Origin of the sequence: Erwinia psychrophila, from assembly GCF_039023475.1 — a bacterium.
In the GTDB taxonomy this organism is placed as follows: domain Bacteria; phylum Pseudomonadota; class Gammaproteobacteria; order Enterobacterales; family Enterobacteriaceae; genus Erwinia.
In genome coordinates this window covers 1-19,640 of sequence record NZ_JBCHVB010000001.1, presented here as the reverse complement: position 1 = coordinate 19,640, position 19,640 = coordinate 1, and the positions used below count along the sequence as shown (strand labels likewise).

Annotated in this window: 18 protein-coding genes; 10 read left to right on the top strand and 8 right to left on the bottom strand. The window is 55.5% G+C overall.

Features of this window, described 5'->3' with window-relative positions:
- Positions 1 to 142 precede the first annotated feature (142 nt).
- Entirely contained in the window at positions 143 to 520 is a 378-nt protein-coding gene (locus AAH446_RS00090; RefSeq protein ID WP_342904705.1) for a RidA family protein, read from the top strand.
- Between the two features lie 83 nt (positions 521 to 603).
- Here the strand turns inward: AAH446_RS00090 and AAH446_RS00085 are convergent, their stop codons facing one another.
- Positions 604 to 1,212, bottom strand: a complete 609-nt coding sequence (locus tag AAH446_RS00085) for a class I SAM-dependent DNA methyltransferase (protein WP_342904704.1) — start codon at positions 1,210 to 1,212, stop codon at positions 604 to 606.
- 409 nt (positions 1,213 to 1,621) lie between these two features.
- On the opposite strand from AAH446_RS00085, the gene AAH446_RS00080 reads away from it, so the two are divergent.
- The 5 genes from AAH446_RS00080 (at position 1,622) to AAH446_RS00060 (ending at position 5,144) form a co-directional block, all read left to right on the top strand.
- Positions 1,622 to 2,506: an ROK family protein gene (locus AAH446_RS00080; protein ID WP_342904703.1), complete on the top strand. Its 885-nt coding sequence runs from the start codon at positions 1,622 to 1,624 to the stop codon at positions 2,504 to 2,506.
- A 253-nt stretch (positions 2,507 to 2,759) separates the two neighbouring features.
- Positions 2,760 to 3,236 (top strand): DUF2243 domain-containing protein, encoded by a 477-nt coding sequence (locus AAH446_RS00075; RefSeq protein WP_342904702.1) that lies wholly within the window; start codon positions 2,760 to 2,762, stop codon positions 3,234 to 3,236.
- A gap of 3 nt (positions 3,237 to 3,239) precedes the next feature.
- Positions 3,240 to 4,064 (top strand): cytochrome c oxidase assembly protein, encoded by an 825-nt coding sequence (locus AAH446_RS00070; protein ID WP_342904701.1) that lies wholly within the window; start codon positions 3,240 to 3,242, stop codon positions 4,062 to 4,064.
- Between the two features lie 146 nt (positions 4,065 to 4,210).
- The gene (locus AAH446_RS00065; RefSeq protein ID WP_342904700.1) at positions 4,211 to 4,630 is read left to right on the top strand and encodes a bleomycin resistance protein; all 420 of its coding nucleotides are present in this window, start codon (positions 4,211 to 4,213) and stop codon (positions 4,628 to 4,630) included.
- A gap of 205 nt (positions 4,631 to 4,835) precedes the next feature.
- Entirely contained in the window at positions 4,836 to 5,144 is a 309-nt protein-coding gene (locus AAH446_RS00060) for an EthD family reductase (protein ID WP_342904699.1), read from the top strand.
- A 227-nt stretch (positions 5,145 to 5,371) separates the two neighbouring features.
- Here the strand turns inward: AAH446_RS00060 and hemB are convergent, their stop codons facing one another.
- A complete protein-coding gene (hemB, locus tag AAH446_RS00055) occupies positions 5,372 to 6,349 on the bottom strand; it encodes a porphobilinogen synthase (RefSeq protein ID WP_342904698.1) in 978 nt (325 codons plus the stop codon).
- A 289-nt stretch (positions 6,350 to 6,638) separates the two neighbouring features.
- Here hemB and AAH446_RS00050 point away from each other — a divergent pair, with 289 nt between their 5' ends.
- Both AAH446_RS00050 and AAH446_RS00045 read left to right on the top strand, forming a co-directional pair.
- Complete coding sequence (locus tag AAH446_RS00050) at positions 6,639 to 7,988, top strand: cation:proton antiporter (protein WP_342904697.1); 1,350 nt, start codon at positions 6,639 to 6,641, stop codon at positions 7,986 to 7,988.
- Between the two features lie 214 nt (positions 7,989 to 8,202).
- Complete coding sequence (locus AAH446_RS00045) at positions 8,203 to 10,383, top strand: bifunctional diguanylate cyclase/phosphodiesterase (protein ID WP_342904696.1); 2,181 nt, start codon at positions 8,203 to 8,205, stop codon at positions 10,381 to 10,383.
- Between the two features lie 130 nt (positions 10,384 to 10,513).
- Here AAH446_RS00045 and exaC read toward each other — a convergent pair whose 3' ends face one another.
- Positions 10,514 to 12,034, bottom strand: a complete 1,521-nt coding sequence (gene exaC, locus AAH446_RS00040; protein WP_342904695.1) for an acetaldehyde dehydrogenase ExaC — start codon at positions 12,032 to 12,034, stop codon at positions 10,514 to 10,516.
- A gap of 429 nt (positions 12,035 to 12,463) precedes the next feature.
- Here exaC and AAH446_RS00035 point away from each other — a divergent pair, with 429 nt between their 5' ends.
- Complete coding sequence (locus tag AAH446_RS00035) at positions 12,464 to 13,351, top strand: DMT family transporter (protein WP_342904694.1); 888 nt, start codon at positions 12,464 to 12,466, stop codon at positions 13,349 to 13,351.
- Between the two features lie 61 nt (positions 13,352 to 13,412).
- Positions 13,413 to 14,789 carry a CoA transferase gene (locus AAH446_RS00030; RefSeq protein ID WP_342904693.1) on the top strand — a complete coding sequence of 459 codons (1,377 nt, stop codon included), beginning with the start codon at positions 13,413 to 13,415 and terminating at the stop codon, positions 14,787 to 14,789.
- 739 nt (positions 14,790 to 15,528) lie between these two features.
- Here AAH446_RS00030 and AAH446_RS00025 read toward each other — a convergent pair.
- The 5 genes from AAH446_RS00025 to AAH446_RS00005 all read right to left on the bottom strand — a co-directional run.
- Positions 15,529 to 16,083 carry a TorD/DmsD family molecular chaperone gene (locus AAH446_RS00025; protein ID WP_342904692.1) on the bottom strand — a complete coding sequence of 185 codons (555 nt, stop codon included), beginning with the start codon at positions 16,081 to 16,083 and terminating at the stop codon, positions 15,529 to 15,531.
- Positions 16,084 to 16,118: 35 nt separating this feature from the next.
- Positions 16,119 to 16,856 (bottom strand): phosphatase, encoded by a 738-nt coding sequence (locus AAH446_RS00020; protein ID WP_342904691.1) that lies wholly within the window; start codon positions 16,854 to 16,856, stop codon positions 16,119 to 16,121.
- A gap of 55 nt (positions 16,857 to 16,911) precedes the next feature.
- Positions 16,912 to 17,853: a glyoxylate/hydroxypyruvate reductase GhrA gene (gene ghrA, locus AAH446_RS00015; RefSeq protein ID WP_342904690.1), complete on the bottom strand. Its 942-nt coding sequence runs from the start codon at positions 17,851 to 17,853 to the stop codon at positions 16,912 to 16,914.
- 92 nt (positions 17,854 to 17,945) lie between these two features.
- Entirely contained in the window at positions 17,946 to 19,409 is a 1,464-nt protein-coding gene (locus AAH446_RS00010) for a peptide MFS transporter (protein ID WP_342904689.1), read from the bottom strand.
- An 18-nt stretch (positions 19,410 to 19,427) separates the two neighbouring features.
- Positions 19,428 to 19,640: hypothetical protein (locus tag AAH446_RS00005; protein WP_342904688.1), on the bottom strand; the 213-nt coding region annotated here is incomplete at its 5' end.

Below are 19,640 nucleotides of genomic sequence, written 5' to 3'. Positions count from 1 at the left end.
CTTCCATTAAATGTTCTTCCAGGCGGCGTAAAGCCTCTACAATAGTCAGCTGATGTGGATAATATACTGATGCTTATATAATTTTATCGTAACGGGCGGATGATAATATTCGCGTGCTTTTAACCTTGACGGGGAGAACGGTATGAATAAGGTAGAACGTAAAAATTATCCTGAGCTGGGTGAAGTTAAAGCACCCTACGTTCACGCGGTGAAGCATCTGCATACGCTGTATATTTCAGGCCTGACCGCATTTGGCACCGCCGCGCAACACGCCGGTATTGCTGAGCAGGCGGAGGAAGTCTTCAGTCAGATAAGGAAAGTGGCTCAGGCCGAGGGCACCGATTTTTCTTCGCTGATTAAGGTGACAATTTTCATCACCTCTTTTGAGGAAATTGCTGCGCTGCGTGAAGTGCTTTACCGCAACTATGGCGATGCCCTTCCCGCCAGCTCACTGGTTGAGGTAAGCCGGCTTTTCTCACCCGACCTGAAGATAGAAATCGAAGCGGTCTTCGGTCTGTAAGCTATTTTTTCTGTCGGTTAATAAAAGCTGTCCGGCGCCGTGACTTTTGCCGGGCCATTCTCTGCCTGCATCAGGCCGGAAATTTAGTCATGCTTCTCCGCCAGCCAGATCGTGCGCCCGCCACATAGCGGATCTTCAACAGCGTGTTTAATGACCCGGAAACCCGATTGCTGCATTAAAGCGCGGTATTCATCGGCGGCAAGGCTGGAATGATAAAGCGGTTCGCCCTTAAACTCCCCGATGGCTTCGCCATCCGCTGGGCCAGAGTTAAACATCAGAGCCGCCCCGTTGTTGGCATGAGCAGAAAAAATATCAAACATCTGACGCTGGCCGGTGCGGGCGAGGTGGAAAAAGCTGTCCCAGGCAAGGATGCCGTCGAACTTACGTTTGAGATCCAGTTCCCGCATATCAGCAACTATCCAGGTATTATCCGCAAATTTTTCGCGGCACCGGGCAATCATTGAGGAAGATGAATCTATCCCGGTCACCTGAAATCCCAGGCCGAAAAGGTATTGCGCAACCGGTGTGTCATTGCCACACCCCATGTCCAGAATATGTCCGCCAGGCTGGACAGCCTGGGCAAAGCTGTCGAGCCAGCTCTTTTCCAGCAGGGTCGCCGGGCGCATTTTTTCAAAGGCCGCGCAGTGCCTTTCATAAAGGCTAATGACAGTTTGTGAAGATGGGTGATCCATAATGTTCCCCTGAACGGCAATGGACAGTTCGGATAAGCGTGTGCAGGAAAAAGTTTCGCTTCTACCGGCATAAGGCGCAATGAAAAAAGATGGTTTTCCGCCGTTAAGGGCCGCTGGTCAGGCGTTCTCCCGGTACGGCCGACCCTTTTTCTCAGGGAAACAGACGCTCAGGAGTCCAGGCATACGGCAATTGAGGCACTTCGCCCGATATTAACTAGCGAATACTCATATTTGCCCGTGCTCTTTTCGCGCCATGTGAATATTAAAAATAACCAGAATATTTACACTTATTTAAATAACGCGTTGTTTTAAGATTTTGCTGATAATAGTTTTCAGCCTGCTAACAGATAAGCCGGGTTATTATAAAGCGCTATAATTAATCCACTCTTATCACTTATTGGTGAAATTTATGGACATTGCGGCTTTCGATATTGGTGGAACCTCGTTAAAAATGGGAGTAACTAATGCCCGCGGAGAAATTTTAGAGAGTGACAGCGTGGATATTGCCCAGCAATCCCGGGGAAAAATCCTGGAAGAGATTATGGCCTGGCTGAAAAAAAATCCCTCCTGCGCCGGCATCGCGGTCAGTACGCCGGGATATGTCGATCCCGGGACAGGCTTTATCTCTATGGGCGGTACCATTCCGGAATTTGACCAGTTCCCTCTGCAGCAGTGGCTGGAAGAAAAAACCTCCCTGCCCGTCAGCGTTGAGAACGATGCGCATTGTGCCCTGCTGGCGGAACGCTGGTTAGGAAATGCTCAGCAGCTCAACGATTTTCTGATGCTGACTATCGGTACCGGCTTAGGCGGCGCGGCGTTCTGTAACGGCGCCCTGATCCGCGGCAGCCGGAATCGTGCCGGAGAGTTTGGTTGCCTGCTAACCTCGCGCCCTGACAACAGCGATATTGCGCCTCATACCATGGGGAGCAGCTGCACCATGACGGCGCTACGGGAAAATTACGCTCAGCAGGTGAAAAAGCCCGTTGATGAGATAACCGGCAAAGATGTGTTCGATGCGTCTGATAATGACGACGATATTGCTAAAAGGGTGGTGAATGATTTTTATGAGGATCTCTCTGCCTGCCTCTATAACCTTGCCAGCGTATTCGATCCCCAAACCATTTTTATCGGTGGCGGCATTACTGAGCGCAAGCCTTTCCTGGACGAACTTGCCGCGCGTCTGGATAAGTATGGTATCGATATTCGTATTGAAGCCGCAACCTACGGTAATGACTCCGGGATGTTAGGCGCCTCCTACCACTTTCTGCAAAGCCAGCCGGCAGACGATAAATAATCCCGACGCGCCTAAATGCCGGTTCAGCTTCCCCGACCCTCGACCGGCATTACTTTTGTCTCCTGGCGTCAGGATTTAAATAATAATGCAGGGGAATGGATAAATAGCGCGCATTCACTGCAACCTGTTTAATGGGCAAAAACAGTGAGTAAGCTTAAAAATAAGCGCCGTCAGAATTGAACTCCTGCCTGACTCAACTACTGTTATTTATTCGCTCTGCTTAACAGTAACAGGCCATCAACAGGAGAATGCTGTGTCCTCTTCTTCCACGACAAACAACACCGATTTGCGCCGCTCACTGCTTGCCACCCTTCCGCTTGGCGTCGGTATGATGGCGGCCATCGATGAAATCGTGTTTCATCAGATGCTGGCATGGCACCATTTTTTTGACTGGTCCACGCCCATGTTCGCCCTGTTCTCGGATGGCTTGCTGCATTCGGCAGAGCTGATCTTTTTTGTGCTCGGCTTTTTTATGTTCCACAACCTGCGGACAAGCGGTGCGCTGGATAAGTCCTCTGCCTGGGCAGGTTTCTTTTTAGGGATGGGCGGCTTTCAGCTCTTTGACGGCATCATCGACCATAAGCTCCTCGGGCTGCATCAGATTCGCTACGTTGACAATATTCTGCCCTACGATCTGGCATGGAACGGTTTTGGCCTGCTGCTGCTGCTGACTGGCTTCCTGATTTTACGCCGTTCACGCGCGGCGGCACGACGCCGCACGGGAAAATAAACCATGGAGCCGATGACACATCACGGCAGCATGGGGGGATCAACGCTACTGCTGGTGTTATTAGTGATCCTGCCTGCGCTACTGCTTTGCCTTTACCTGATGGCTGCCGTCCGGCTACGTAAAAGATCCGGATGGAGTCTCTGGCGCATCGCGAGCTATAGCGCCGGGACAGCGCTTATTATTGCTGCCATGCTCCCGCCTCTGGCTATATGGGCGCATCAGGATTTGCGCGGCCATATGGTCCAGCACCTGTTTCTGGGCATGTTCGGCCCGCTCGGGCTCGTTTTTGGCGCTCCCGGTACCCTGTTACTGCGCAGCATTCCTCCGCAGGCCGCGCGCCGTGTGATGAGCTTTCTCAATGTCAGGCCGGTCCGGTTTTTGATCCATCCGGTAACGGCTGCTTTTCTCGATATTGGCGGCATGTATCTGCTCTACCTGACGCCGCTCTATCTCCACTGCATGTCCCACCCTGGCCTGTTTATTTTTCTCCATCTGCATTTTGTGCTCTCAGGCTACCTTTTTACCTGGTCCATCGCCGGGCCAGACCCTGCGCCGCGCCGTCCTGGTTGGGTTACCCGTCTCTCGGTGGTTTTTGTCGCAACGGCTGCCCACGCGGTGCTCGGAAAACTGATGTTTGCTTATGGCTATCCGCAGGGGACGCCGGCCAGCCTGACTGAAATTCAGAGCGCGGCACAATGGATGTATTACGGTGGCGATCTGGCAGAGTTTTTACTGATCGTAGGTTTCTTTGCGATGTGGTTTCGTCGGAAAAGCGTTTTACCTGTCGCTTTTGGCGGCGAAAGCCCAACCAGCTTGTCCGTGAAATAATTCTGACGTTTGAGCCAGGTGCAGCCCGCCATTCCCGGCACGGCTGTGCTGGCTGTCAGGGGGATTTGTCAGGCCTGCCGGATGTCACCGCAAAGAGAGTGCACATTGTTTAACGCAGGTAGCTTCAGTTGAAAAAGGAGACTGTAATGGCGGATGGCAAAGCGACGTACTGGAACGCGATGGTTCCCGAACTGACCGTAACGGATTTTCCTGCTTCCCTCCATTTTTACGTCGATGTCCTCGGCTTTACCGTCATGATAAGGCGCAACGAGCCGGAATTTGCCTATATCTGTTTCGGCGAGGCGCAGCTGATGCTGGAGCAGCAGCATCCACAAGGCTGGAATACCGCAGACCTTGTGCATCCGCTGGGCCGGGGCATCAATTTTCAGATTGAAGTGGATGAGGTTGAACCCATTGTGGCTCGTCTGCAGGCCCATGATGTTCCACTCTACCGTACGCTTCGTGATAGTTACTACAGTACGGGGGAGACGGAAGCCTGCCAGAGAGAGTTTCTGGTTCAGGATCCGGATGGCTACCTTCTTCGCTTCAGCCAGCACATCGAATAAGCGGCCTCAGCAGCGGACTGGCACGGCCAGATAAGCCCTCAGTATGTTGTAATTAAGTAAGAGTTGCTTAACAACCTGTAAATGACGATGAATGCCTTAACGTCCCGTTACAGAGAAAGTGGCCAGCCAGGCCCGGAGCGCTAATCCATCCGCTTCAAGGCTCGCTATACTGTGAGGACGGCTAAACCGCAACAGAGGTATTATTTTGATTAAATACAGCGTGATGTATCCGAACATTGAAAACGGCACCTTCGACCATGATTACTACCGTGACGTGCACCTGCCGCTTATTAAGGAACGCATGGGTGACTACTGCCACTCCTGGTCTATCGATAAAATCATCGCCAGCCAGGATGGCAGCCCGGTGCCTTATGTTGCAGGCTGCCACATTTTCTGCGCCTCGCTGGAGGATCTGGAAAAAGGCATGGAGGGCCACGCTGACGAACTGGTTGCCGACGTCGCCAACTTCAGCAATATCACGCCGGTAAAATGGATTTCGGAGGTGGTGGAGTAATTCGCTCCACGCCGGTTAAAAAACCGGTCTGAGGAGGGGTTCAGGCGACGAATAATGTCAAAGCGAAGGGAGTACAGGCCGGAAAGTAAAGCGTCCCGCGCCATGGACGGCGCGGGCCAAGCTGTCAGGGACGACGCCTTTTGCGTCTTTACGATCGGCCTGTACTCACTGAGCAGCCACGCTGCCAGCAAACAAAACCCTACTTCAGCGTTTTTTAACCAGAAGAACTACAGCAGTTTTTTCTCAGCCAGATCGAGCGCGAAGTAGCTGAAGATCAAATCGGCACCGGCGCGTTTGATGGCGCCCAGGCTTTCCAGCACCACATCCTGCTCGCTGATAGCGCCAGCCTGCGCGGCAAATTTAATCATCGCGTACTCACCGCTCACCTGATAGGCGGCCAGCGGCAGATTGGTATGTTCACGCACGTCGCGAATAATATCCAGATAAGCCCCCGCCGGTTTCACCATCAGGGCATCTGCACCTTCGGCCTGATCGATTAGCGACTCCCGAAGCGCCTCGCGGCGATTCATCGGGTTCATCTGGTAAGTCTTACGATCGCCCTTCAGCGAGGTACCCGCGGCTTCACGGAACGGGCCGTAGAAAGAGGAAGCGAACTTGGTGGAGTAGGACATGATCGCCGTCTGGGTAAATCCGGCTTCATCCAGCGCCTGACGAATAGCGGCGACCTGACCGTCCATCGCGGCGGAGGGGGCGATAAAATCTGCCCCGGCACGCGCGGCGGCAACGGCCTGCCTGCCCAGGTTAACGAGTGTCGCATCGTTGTCCACGCCGTGATCGTGCAGTACGCCACAATGTCCGTGCGTGGTGTATTCGCAAAAGCAGGTATCGGACATAACGATCATTTCCGGCACGGCATCTTTGCAGATACGTGACATGCGGGAGACCAGCCCATTCTCCTGCCAGGTATCGCTGCCATCCGCATCAGTATGGTGAGAAATGCCGAAGGTCATAACGGAACGGATGCCGGCTTTGGCAATACGTTCAATTTCGTACGCCAGACGCTTTTCGGGAATGCGCATCACGCCCGGCATGGCCTGAATCGCTTTGTAGTCATCAAGGCCCTCCTCAACAAAGATCGGCAGCGCCAGATCGTTGATGCTCAGTGAGGATTCCTGAAAAAGGGTGCGAAGCGATGGGGTCTGGCGCAGACGTCGTGGACGCTGGCTGAGAGAGAGAGTGGACAAGACAACCTCGATTTAGCGAAGAATCACCGGCAGGCAAGCGCCAGCGGTGACAAAAAATGAGTCTGCTAACAGTATACCTCTGGCGGCGTCATGACAATGGTTGCCGACCGGACGGGCAGGTTTACGGCACAGAAAGTGTAACGCCTCTCAGCAGGCGGGCAAAAGAGACCGCTTCAGGCGTGAAAGGCCCTTCTTTTATTCTGATAAGGGGCTCTTTTCAGCCAGCTACCCGGTGCGCTTTCCCGATAGCGTCCATACTGTTAACGAAAAACAGAGGAGAAAAGGAAAGATGGGCTTTCTTGGCTGGACCGCCGCCGTCGGCGGATTACTTTTATTGATGACGCTGGCCTCCGGCTGGATTAAACGGGGCCCGGTGACGGTATTTGCCGTTTATCTGGCCACTGGCGTGATCTGCGGGCCCTGGGTGCTCGACCAGCTGCGAATAGATATCGCCGCCCACGCTGAGCTGACAAAAAATCTGACTGAAATCGCCATGGCCGCCTCGCTCTTTATTACCGGCCTCAAGCTGAGAATGCCGCTGAAAAGTCCGGGCTGGAAAACCGGGCTGCGGCTGGCTTTTCCCGGTATGTTGCTGACGGTAGGTGGCGTAACGCTCGCTTCACACTATCTCTTCGGCCTGTCGTGGCTAATGTCCCTGGCGTTTGGGGCGATTGTGGCGCCGACCGACCCGGTCCTGGCCAGTCTGATTTCCGTTAACGACGCCCGCGATGATGACAACCTGCGCGTATCGCTTTCCAGCGAAGCGGGGATGAATGACGGCACGGCCCTGCCGTTGCTGATGCTGGCGATGCTGCTGATGACCAGCCCCGACGGCTTTACGCTGGAAGCATTAGGGCACTGGGCGCTGGTTGACCTGCTGTGGGCTATCCTGGGCGGAGTAGGTATCGGCTTTATCATGGGCCGCTTTGTCGGTCAGTACGTCACTCATTTACGGCATGCGCATCAGGATGTGGCGCCTAATGATTGTCTGGCGCTGGCGCTGATCGCCCTCTGCTATTCTCTCGCGCAGGAAGTGGATGCATCAGGCTTCCTGGCCGCCTTTGCCGCTGGCGTCGGACTACGCCGCGCCGAGGTGCGGGTGACTTATCGCCTGCCCGCGGACAGCTTTACAGACAGCGCACACCGCCCACCTGCGGAAGTTATGATCAATCCCCATATCCGGCATGAAAAGGGGGAAACCACTCCTGCCAGTTCAGCCGGCCTGATCGTCGGCGATGCGCTGTCGTTTGGCGATACGGTCGAACGGCTGCTGGCCGCCATCATTATTATCGTGCTGGGCGTGACGCTGGCGCAGCACTGGGACCCCGAAGGGCTGATAATGGCCGCCCTGCTCTTTGTGGTTATTCGCCCTCTCTCCGTATGGCTTGTCACCATGGGAACGAAGACGCTGCCAAGACAGCGACTGGCGCTGGGATGGTTGGGGATCCGGGGCATCGGCAGCATTAACTACACCGCCTGGGCCTATACGCACGGACTTGCCGGGGATGAAGCCACGCGGATGGCGAATATGGCTTTTACTCTGGTCGTCGCCAGCGTGGTGATACACGGGATTTCCGTCACGCCGCTGCTGAACTGGCGTCAGGCAAAGCTGGCCGACAAAGTGGATAAGAATGAGTGACCGTCGGTTTGTAACGGGGCCCCGTTATCAGGTCATAAATCTGCCCCGATAAGGTTAAAAAACATTAATGCCTTCGCCAGGAAGCGCTGATAACAATGCTGAAAAATACAGGAGCCCCCGCCAGGGGGAGCCTGAACCGGTTAAACGGTTTTTATGCTAGCCTCAAAGAGGGATGAACGCCGCGCTACAGGCGCAGAAAAGGTTGATAAAAAAGATGAAAATAACAGACAACTTTCGCGCTCACTTTCTGCGTGAGATCCTTCTGCCACTGGTGCTGGTGCTGGCGATTACCTTTATCGCCGCCAGTTTTACCGTCTTCTGGGCAACGGCCAGAAGCAACGCCGATGCGGCTGCCCAGCAGCAGCAGATCATCAGAACGTCTCTTTCGCAAAGTCTTGAGGAGATGATTGAACAGCACCGCAGCCTGGCGCTCTGGCTGCCGCTGGGACAGCATTTAGCCACTAATCCGCAGGATACGCTCTGGCTCAATCAGAACGTGGGAGACTGGCTATCTTCAATGTTTGGCCACCAGCTGGTTTACATACTGGATCAGGCAGGAAAACCGCTCTATCGATGGGAGAATGGCAAAAATGTACCGCCTGAGCAGTTTGCGCATTTGCAGCCGTCGGTCGCCCATTTACTTAATACCTTCACCGCGAAGACTTCCGGCGACGGCGAGCGCCATCAGGCTATCGATTTTACGCTGATTGATAAGCGCCCCGTCGTTATAGCCGCAGGCAAAATAGCGGGTGACCAGGGCCAGCCCGGGCGCTTTACCCTCGTCAGCGTTAAATACCTCGACCGCCACTATCTGGATTCCCTCTCTCAGCGCAGTTTGCTCAAGGCGCTTCGCTATGTGGACGGCAATCCCACCCGCAAAGGCGCAAACTACCTGCTAACCAGCCGGGAAGGTCAACCGCTGGGGTATCTCGCCTGGCAGCCTGACCAGCCCGGTACGCGTATGCTGCATCTGCTCGGCCCACTGGTTTTTATCGTCGTCCTGATCATCGCCCTGATCTGCGCCGTTATGCTGCGTCGTCTCTGGCTCTCTTCGCTGACGCTTTCCCAGTCTTTGCTCCAGCTGAGCGCCAGCGAAGCGCAGGCCCAGCACCTGGCATTCCATGACGTGCTGACCGGCCTGCCCAACCGGGCACTGGTGGAAGAGCGCCTCACTCAGGCTCTGGGCAAGATGACGCGCAGTGATGAACATATCGCGCTGTTACTGTTGGATCTCGACCGCTTTAAGCTGGTTAATGACACCTACGGGCATCACGCCGGGGATGAGTTAATTATCGAAGTGGGACACCGCCTGAACGGACTGGTTTCGGAGAAAGATACCGTTGGCCGGCTGGGCGGTGATGAATTTGTCGTCGTGGTGCCCAACATCCGCACTCCCGACGTCGCACAGGCGCTGTGCGAGCGGATCATCGCGGCCCTCTCTCTGCCGTTCACGTTGCTGGGTAGCGAAACCTGGATTGGCGTCAGCATCGGCGTGTCGATGGCTCCTGACGACGCGATCGACCGCAGTGAGATGATGCGTAAAGCGGATATTGCACTTTATGAAGCAAAAAGCCAGGGACGCGGACAGTATCAGCTGTTTGAAAGGGTCATGGATGAATCACTGAAAACACGCCAGCAGGTCGCTTCCGATCTGCGTATGGCGCTGCAAAACAAACAGGATCTGGCGGTCTACTATCAGCCGCTGATGGATATTTCCGGGAAAGAGGTGGTCGGGCTGGAGGCGCTGATGCGCTGGAATCACCCCGTCCACGGCGCCATTTCTCCCGGCGAATTTATTCCGCTGGCCGAAGAGATGGGGCTGATTATCCAGGTAGGCGAGTGGGTGCTGCGTGAAGCGTGCCGGGTATCGCTGGCCTGGCCGGCGTTAACCATTGCGGTCAACGTTTCGCCGCTACAGTTCAGGGCGGCGGGGTTTGTCGAACGGGTGAAGGCTATCGTGAAGGAGGAGAATACGCTGCCATCACGTATTGAGCTGGAGATCACCGAAGGCGTACTGATTGAGGATGAAAAAAGCGCGCAGGAAATTATGGCCAGTCTTCGTGAAGCGGGATTCCGCATCGCGCTGGACGACTTTGGTACCGGCTATTCCAGCCTGAACTATCTCAGCCACTTTTCCGTCGATAAAATCAAAATTGACCGCTCGTTCACCCAGTCGCTGGGCGTCACCGAGAACTCAGGCGCCATTATTGAATCGGTGATCAAACTGGGTCAGGCGATGGGGCTGACGGTTACCGCAGAAGGCGTGGAGACCAGCGGCCAGATGGCCGTACTGGCCGAGGCGGGATGCAATCAGCTTCAGGGTTATCTTTTCTCCCAGGCAGTGCCGGAAGCGCAAATCGGCAAGCTGCTTTCCGCTAAGAAAGAGTTCCCATAAAACGCTACTCGCGCCAGCGGTGGGGATAGCTGGCGCTGTGTGGGAGCAGAAAAGTGATAACCGGCAAGAGATAAAACGAAGCTGAGCGCCCGGCCCGCAGGGTGACCTGGACCGGGCGCTCAGGCATGCATCAGAAAAAGCCGAGCGGCTGGACGCTGTAGCTGACCAGCAGGTTTTTGGTTTGCTGATAGTGATCCAGCATCATCTTGTGGGTTTCACGCCCAATACCGGACTTCTTATAGCCGCCAAAGGCCGCGTGTGCCGGATAAAGATGGTAGCAGTTTGTCCAGACCCGCCCCGCCTTCAGCGCCCGCCCCACCCGGTAAGCCCGGTTGATATCCCGCGTCCAGACGCCGGCGCCCAGGCCGTAGATCGAATCATTGGCGATGGCAATCGCTTCAGCCTCGTCTTTAAAGGTGGTGATCCCTATCACCGGTCCGAAAATCTCCTCCTGGAAGACGCGCATGCTGTTGTCTCCCTTTAGCAGCGTCGGCTGGATGTAGTAGCCGGTTGACAGCTCCCCCTCCAGTTTCTCAATGCCGCCACCAGCAAGCACTTCGGCCCCTTCTTGCTGCGCAATTTCCAGGTAGGAAAGGATTTTATCAAACTGCTGCTGGGAAGCCTGTGCGCCGACCATGGTTGCCGTATCCATAGGATCGCCACGCTGAATGGTTTTCACCCTTTTCATAACGGCCTGCATAAAAGGTTCATAGATCGATTCCTGCACCAGCGCACGGGAAGGACAAGTACAGACCTCGCCCTGATTGAGGAACCCTAACACCACGCCTTCTGCTGCTTTCTCGATAAAGGAAGGTTCAGCCTGCATGATATCTTCAAAAAAGATATTCGGTGACTTACCGCCCAGTTCGACGGTGGAGGGGATCAGGTTTTTGGCCGCCAGTTCCAGAATGTGCCCGCCGGTGGCGGTAGATCCGGTGAAAGCCACTTTGGCGATACGGGAATTACCCGCCAGCGCCTCACCCGCCTCACGGCCAAAGCCGTGCACCACGTTCAGTACTCCCTGCGGCAGTAAATCGGCAATCAGTTCCACGAACAGCGTAATGGAGAGCGGTGTCTGCTCGGCGGGTTTCAGGATCACGCAGTTACCCGCGCCCAGGGCCGGAGCAAGTTTCCAGGCCGCCATCAGCAGCGGAAAGTTCCAGGGGATGATCTGCGCCACCACGCCCAGCGGTTCATGGAAGTGATAGGCGGCCGTAAATTCATCGATTTCCGCCGCCGATCCTTCCTGCGCGCGCAGGCAGCCCGCAAAATAGCGGAAATGGTCGACTGCCAGCGGCAGATCCGCCGCCAGCGTTTCCCGTACCGGCTTGCCGTTATCCCAGGTTTCGTTGACGGCGATATATTCCAGATTCTCCTCAAGCCTGTCGGCAATTTTCAGCAGGATCAGCGAGCGGGCCTGAACGGAAGTTTTCCCCCAGGCGTCAGCCGCAGCGTGCGCGGCGTCGAGGGCTTTTTCCACATCTTCTTTGTCGGAACGGGGGAACTGCCCAATAACGGAACCATTAACGGGTGAGGTATTAGAGAAATATTGTCCGTTAACCGGCGGCACAAACTCGCCATTGATGAAATTGCCATACTGCGGTTTAAGGACAACCAGTGAATCATCGCTGCCCGGATATGCATAACGCATCGTTATTCTCCTTCAGGGTTCCAACTTCATAGGCGTAACAATGTATTAACCATCAGTTAACACAAAGGATGCAGTGAGCATGTCAGAGGGGCGAGCCGGAAACTGTGAGCAAGCCAGAAGGAGAGGAAAAATAGACGCAGATTGTGAGCCATCGCACAGACGGGCGCGCTGACCGCAGGCGTTGCCGCACGCAGAGGAAGTATATACAGGTCTGACGCTAAGGACGCCAGCAAAGAATAGTTAACTGTGACGGCGCAAGTAAAGCAGCGCGATGAGTGACGAAATCGCGATGGCTTGCGTTTGAAAACGGTCCGTTATTATCAACAAGCGAAAGGTTTGCGTGGAAAAAAATCCCGGCGGCTGGCGCAAAAGAAGCGGAAACCATGCCATCATAGAAAGGTGATATAACGCACATAAAAGGACTGTCTTGTGGCACTGCGTCATTTTTTCCTGATCTTATTTGTGGTAACAACCTGGGCTTTTAATAACGTTGCCATCAAATGGGGTTTACTTGATCTTCCCCCGCTCTTTCTGACCATGATGCGCTTTGTCGTGGTAGCCGTAATTCTGATCCCCTTTACGCGAATAACCTTTCAACAGCTGCGCTACCTAATCCCGCTGGCCTTTACCTTTGGCTTTATGCATTTTTCGCTGCTGTTTGTGGGGCTTAAATATACCGATGCCGGTACTGCCGCCATCGTGGTGCAGCTCGGTACGCCATTTGCGATGATTCTGGCGATGATTCTTCTGAAAGAGAAGCTGTCGCTGGTACAGATGCTGGGCATTGCTATCTCGCTGACCGGCGTGTTTGTGCTGGCGGGCAGCCCAACCATCCCATCGTGGTGGGTGCTGTGTCTGCTGCTATGCAGTGCGGCAGGCTGGGCAATCAGTAATATGATCGTGAAAAAATCCCCCGGCATTAAGCCGCTGACGATGACCGGCTGGCTCTCCTTCCTGGCGATCCCGATAGTGGCTCTGGCGTCGTTTACGCTGGAAAGCGGCCAGATTGAGAGCCTGATGCACGCCACCTGGCGCGGCTGGTTCGCCATTTTCTACAGTGCCATTGGCTCCTCTGTCATCGCCTACTCGCTCTGGTATGGCCTGCTCAGAAACTATAACGTTAACCTGATCATGCCCTACTCCCTGCTGACGCCGGTTTTATCGGTAGTGATGGGCGTCGTGGTGCTGGGCGACAGCCTGAACGCCTTTAAAGTTTCCGGCGCGCTGCTGGTGATTGCGGGTACGGCGATTGCGGTGATCAATCTGCGAAACCTGCGGATGCACGCCCGCCTGCTTAAATTTCGCTACAAGCGTTAGTGCCAGGCAAAACCCGCTTTTCGTTGCTAAGGTGTAAGGCAGATGAAAGAGGGAGACGGCAATGGACAATGGGTTAATGACGGCGCTCTGGCAGCAGCTTTGGACCGGCCTGCGTAGGGCCAGTACGCCGCTGCCGGAGGTGAAATTCACCGGCACGCAGCGTTTCAGTTCAGCCTGGCCCGTAACGGAACTGGCCAGCGCCTCTATTGCGCTTGCCACTCAGGCAGCCGCCGATCTGGCCGGCATTCCGCATCAGGTAGAGGTGAACAACCGCCTTGCCTCTCGCTGGTTTCAGCGCTCTTTTATTCCCCTCAACCGTACCGTGCCTGACCTCTGGGACCCTTTTTCGGGCGATTATGAGGCGGGGAATGGCTGGCTCCGCCTGCACACCAATCTGCCCCATCACCGGGCAGCGATGGCGCAGGTGCTGGGCGAGCACACCAGCCGGGCCGGCGTGGAAAAAGCCGTCAGCGTCTGGGATAAAACGGCACTGGAACAGGCTATTGTCGATGCCGGAGGCTGTGCCGCTGAGATGCGCAGCCTGGCACAATGGCAGCAGCATCCGCAGGGAGTGAGCGTGGCGAGTGAAGCGTTAATCGCGCAGGCGCTTCAGCCTGAAGCCCCGGCTCCGGCGTGGCAACTCTCCCCGGCCCGTCCTCTTATCGGCGTTCGCGTACTGGATCTGACGCGGATAATTGCCGGGCCGGTCGCCACCCGCTTCCTCGCCGGGCTGGGCGCGGAGGTGCTGCGCCTTGATCCGCCCGGCTGGGAAGAGCCGTCGCTTGAGGAGGAGCTAACCCTCGGCAAGCGCTGCGCCAGGTTAGATCTGAAGTCCGCCGCAGGTCGCGAGCGTTTCGAAACGCTGCTTGCTAAGGCTGACATCCTGGTCCATGGCTACCGTGCCGATGCGCTCAGTGCGCTGGGCTACGATACTGAAGCCCGGCAAAAGTTATCACCGGGTCTGGTTGATATTGCCCTGAATGCCTGGGGATGGAGCGGTCCCTGGCGCAACCGCCGTGGGTTCGACAGCCTTGTTCAGATGGCCTGTGGTATCGCGGACCTCAACCGGCAATGGGTGCACAGGTCCTCGCCCGCGCCGCTACCGGTTCAGGCGCTCGATCACGCCACGGGCTATATGATGGCGGCGGCAGCGCTGGAGGGAATGCGTCAGCGACGCCTGCATAATACTGGTTTCACCGCTCGTCTTTCGCTGGCGAGAACCGCCAGCCTGCTGACCCGCTTTCCCTGCCCCGATGCGCCCCGTACTGAAAACCTGGGTTCGCCCCAGCCCTATGACGAGAGTGTGGAAACCGAAATCACGCCGTGGGGAATCGGCTACCGGCTGCACTCTCCGGTCTGGCTGCCCGGCACGCCGGTTGTCTGGTCGCGCGCCGCCTCAAGGCTGGGTGCGGCGGAACCCTGCTGGATGGATAAGTAACCGCTAAGAAGGGGCGTTCTGCCCTCCAACGGTAACGGCTTTGTAGCCTGCCCGGTGGACATTCAGGATCGGCGCGGCAAGCGGCTGCAAGCAGGCGCAAAGGGAAATAATAAACGCAAAAAAGCCCGATACGTTATCGGGCTTTTTGCTTATTCCAGCTGCAGTTGGTGGCTGCTACGGAACGTACTGCTTGCATCTGTACACACTTTAATATTATCACTTCTCGTCACATCGTCAACCGCTCAAAAAAAAGCCGATAAATTTTCTGTGCATTAAAAGGATGATGATATACTGTATGTGTATACAGTTGTTGGGTGGTTAATCAGTGCGCAACACAGCATCAGATTTTATCCGACCGGAATACAGGTGGTGCTGTCCGGTTTGCCTCCACCCAGGAGTGCTGCTCTGCATCTGTACACACATATGCGCGTAGTGAGGGTAAAATCAAAGGCATAAGCTACGTGCGGTGCTCTCCGGCTAAGGAGATTGCCTCAGTGATTACTCTGGCCATCATCTTTTTGGTGCTAAAGATCGCGTTGGTAATCTTACAGATTACTGTACAGATCGTGGAGTTAATCCTTGCGAAACGCAAGTGAGTGACAGCCATCAACCGCTGACATAACTGGATCAAAGGCCGGGGAAAATACCACCCCGGCCTTTTTTCATTACTGATAAAAAAGCCCCGACTGTCGCAGCAATAGCCTGACCATCGGGGCTTTCTGAACTGGCGGGAATGGGATCAGTTCTCCCCTTCTTCTTCCAGTTCGTCACGCATCGCCTGAATCGCCTCGCGCGTCAGAGCCGCGAGCGTACGGTAAAAAGCGGTGCTGGCGTGGGCTTCCACCTTGCCGAGAAACTGGCCGCACCAGGGCATGATAAACGCATCAAACAGCGTAATTTGCGCTTCAGCCTCGTCAGCTTCCGACCGGTCTTCCAGCCATGATGCGGCCAGCAGCAGCGCGCCAATATGGTCAGCTGGTGCCTCGCTTAGCGGCATTCCCCTGCTTTGTAAGAAAGCGCGTACTTCGCTCTCCTGTGGTCCGTTCTCCCAGTAAGAGCCGAAGGGCGGCACCTTACAGTCACTGCCAACAAAGAGCGCATTGTAGTCGGCGGCCAGCGCCTGTGGATCGCTGTTTTGTTGCAGGCGGGTCAGCAGTTCATCCTGCTCCAGAGGCCACTGCTGCTGCAATTTCCCCTCGCGCAGTAAGGTAAAAAGCGGCACCAGCAGCGGATCCTGAGGCTGCCGGTTATACAGCGAGCCGAGGATGCGGCAGATGACGGAAAATTCATTCATAACGGTCAGTCCATTCAGAGGTAAGCGTGACAACGTCACATATCGGCAAATTCAGCAATTTTTTGGCCCGTACGTCTTTCCAGAAAATCCAGCAGCCGGCGGGGCGTGACATTTAATACGCGATCCTCAGGAAAATCCACTTCCTTCATAATCCGCAGGCAGTGTTCAAAATTACCGAGCGTAAAGGCGGTATGAGAATCTGAGCCGCAGGAGATCAGCCCGCCGGCATCCCGCACTGCCGCCACAATGGCGCGGCAGTTAGGTTCGCTCCCTGCCCGTGAATGGGTAAAAGAGGAGTTATTCAGCTCCAGCGCCACCTCATATTTGGCGGCAGCTTCGGCGATGGCGGGAATATCAACCGGATATCTTGGGTTACCCGGGTGGCTGATAATATGGACGTTGCCGCTGGCCATGGCGGCAATCATCGCTTCGGTATGTACCGCTTTGTCACGCGGCGCAAAAACCGGCTCGTGAAAGCCTGCCACCACGATGTCCATCGCGCCCATCATCGGACCGGTACAGTCGATCTCACCCTGAACATTTTTGATGTTGGCTTCGATACCGCGCAGGATCCCTATCCCCTCAACCATTCGCGGCCAGACACGCATATTCACGAAATGCCAGTAGTGCGGCGCATCGGCCATATCCGGGCCATGGTCGGTGATCGCCAGCAGCTTCACGCCGCAGGTTTGCGCCTGCTGAACGTAATCACGAAGCGTGCTGTAAGCATGGGTACTGGCAACGGTGTGCATATGAAGGTCAACGGGGTACATAATTTTCTCCTGATTGCATCAGGCAAGAATAGCACCATTCCTGCCCTGAGTGAGCTTAATAGCCGCGGCTGAGATCGACCTGGCCGGCAGGCATTTCACCCTTTTCAAACTGCGCGATAGCCCTGGCGATATACTGCATAGCCTCCTCCGGCAAGGTGACAGCCGCATTATGCGGCGTGATAGCAATATCGGGATGTCGCCAGAAAGGGTGCTGCTGATCCAGCGGTTCCTTTTCGAAAACATCCAGCGCGGCGGCCTTCACCTCACCTGCTTCCAGAGCGGCCAGCAGATCTGCCTCAACCAGATGCGCACCGCGCGCCAGATTAAGGATAAAGGCCTGCGCCTTTAGCTGACTCATCAGATCGCGGTTGATAATGCCTGCCGTCTGAGGCGTATTGGGAAGAAGATTAATCAGTACCTGCGTACCGGACAGAAAGTCATGCAGCTGGTCGTTGCCGTAAAAGCTGGTCACATCCGGCATTGCCTTTGGAGAGCGGCTCCAGCAGCGTACGGGAAAACCCCACGCCTTCAGACAGTCTGCCACGCTGCGGCCCAGCACTCCCGCACCCAGCAGGCCAACGGTAAAGGATTCACGCGAATACACCGGTAAAGGTTGCCAGCATGCCTGCTGCTTTTGCTGTTGGTATTCCGTAAAGCGGCGGAACCAGCCGAGAACATGATAGAGCGCATATTCCTGCATCTGGCGGGCCATCCCGGTATCTTCAAGGCGGAAAAGCGGCACGCCCGGGGCCAGCAGATCGGGATGCTGGCGAAGCTGGCTGAGAATATCATCCACGCCCGCGCCCAGCGCAAAGACGGCTTTCAGGTCCTGGCGGCCCCTTAACATCTCTTCCGGCGGCTGCCGCACCAGCGCATAATCCGCATGGCCCGTATCGCCGGGCGTCCACGCGCGAACGCGGGCCGCGGGCAGACGCTGCTGCAAACCCTCTATCCACGTCTGGGGGTTAAAGAATGGGTGATAAAAAATGACGTCCACGTTGGGTCTCCTCTTTTTTCTTCAGGCTCAGGGAAAACGCAGCGGCTGGCAAGGAAAATCTGTTGGGATACCGGACGTATCCCAACGGAGTGTCAGCGAGTGACGGAAGGCTGAATCAGCTTACGCAACAGCGGCATAAGCATCAGCATCACCATGCCGACGGCGGCACTGCCCCAGCCGAGTAAGGTGAAGATGTGGCTGTAACCGGGGTTGGTCAGCACGGGCGTGCTGCCGCTGTTTTCCGGCATCATCCCTGAGACATACCCGGCCAGAACTGACGCCACGCCCGTTACCATCATCCAGCAGCCCATCATCACGCCCTGATAGCGCGCCGGGGCAAGTTTACCGATCATCGCGTAGCCGATTGGCGAGATTAGCAGCTCGGCGATGCTCTGGAGCACGTAGCTGATAACGATCCATTTGAAGGCCACCATGCCATCACCCCCGGCGAGCATGATACCCAGCGGCAGTACCAGCATGCCAAGCCCAATAATAAACAGCGACGAGGCGAACTGGAGTGGGATATCAATACGCCAGCCGCGCTCGCGCAGGTTGCGAAAACCCACGGCCAGAAGCGGGCCGCCGAAAACAATGACCAGCGTGTTGATGTTCTGAACCCACTGGGGCGCAACCTGAATACCGTAAACGTTCAGATTGATATTGTGTTCGGTAAAAAGCATCAGGCCCATCGGCGCCAGCTGATAGAGCATCCAGAATACCAGGGATCCCATCGCCAGCAGCAGATAGGCGCTCATCCTGCGCCGCTCATCGTAAGGTTTGTGCCGCAGCGTGATAAAGCCGAACAGCAGGAAGATCATCACGCCAAGACCGATCACAAAGCTGCCGGTAAAGTCTGCATGAGTCAGCATAATGCGGATTAACGGCACCAGAATGGCAAGGATGGCCAGACCGGCAAGCATGCGCAGGCGGAACTGCTTTTTACTGACGTGAAGGAGTGGCGTATCGATATCACGCAGGATTTTCCAGCGCAGTAATGAAATAACAATGGCGACAGCATTGCCTAGCGTCGCGAACAGAAACAGAGCTTCATAGTGTTCAGTGAGCTGGAAGTAGCCTGCCCCGGTAAAGCCGATAAAGAACCCGAGGTTCATCCCGGCATAGTTCCAGAGGAAAGCGCTTTCGCGGCGGTTATCTTCTGGTGTAAAGCGCTGGGTAAGCATCATGTTGATGCAGGTTACGTTAAGGCCGCTCCCGGTCAGGAACATTGCCAGTCCCCAGTAGAGACCTTCCGCGCTCTGCCCGGAAAGCACCCAGCAGCCGGCGACCTGAAGCACCATCCCCAGTACGAACAGGTTACGGTTACTGAGGTAGCGTCCACCAAGGTAGCCGCCGAACAGATGCAGGCCGTAGTTAAACGCGCCGAATACGCCCATCATGGTGTTAGCCTGGCTCTCACTGAAGCCTAGGCGTTTAGTGGCGTAGAGCACCAGCGTGGAATAGAGCACGGCGAAACCGAGCGTGGCAAAGATTTGAATAAAAAATAGCGCGCTCGTGCCTGATGGCGTAGCCCCGGCAACAGATTTGGAGGTGTTCACACCTGACCTCAGCAATGGTTATGCAATAATAAGCGCATTATTATGCACTCCGCGCCGTTGAATTACTGCCTGAAATAATCCTTTATGCGTCCGGGAGCTGTTGATTGCCGAATTTAGCAACAAACTGCTGTAAAACTGGCTAAACAAGCGGAAAAGTGAAGAAAGGGAGTTGACCAGAGCACGGCTTTTCCCTACATTACCGGCCACGCAACCTTGTTGCGTAAACAATAC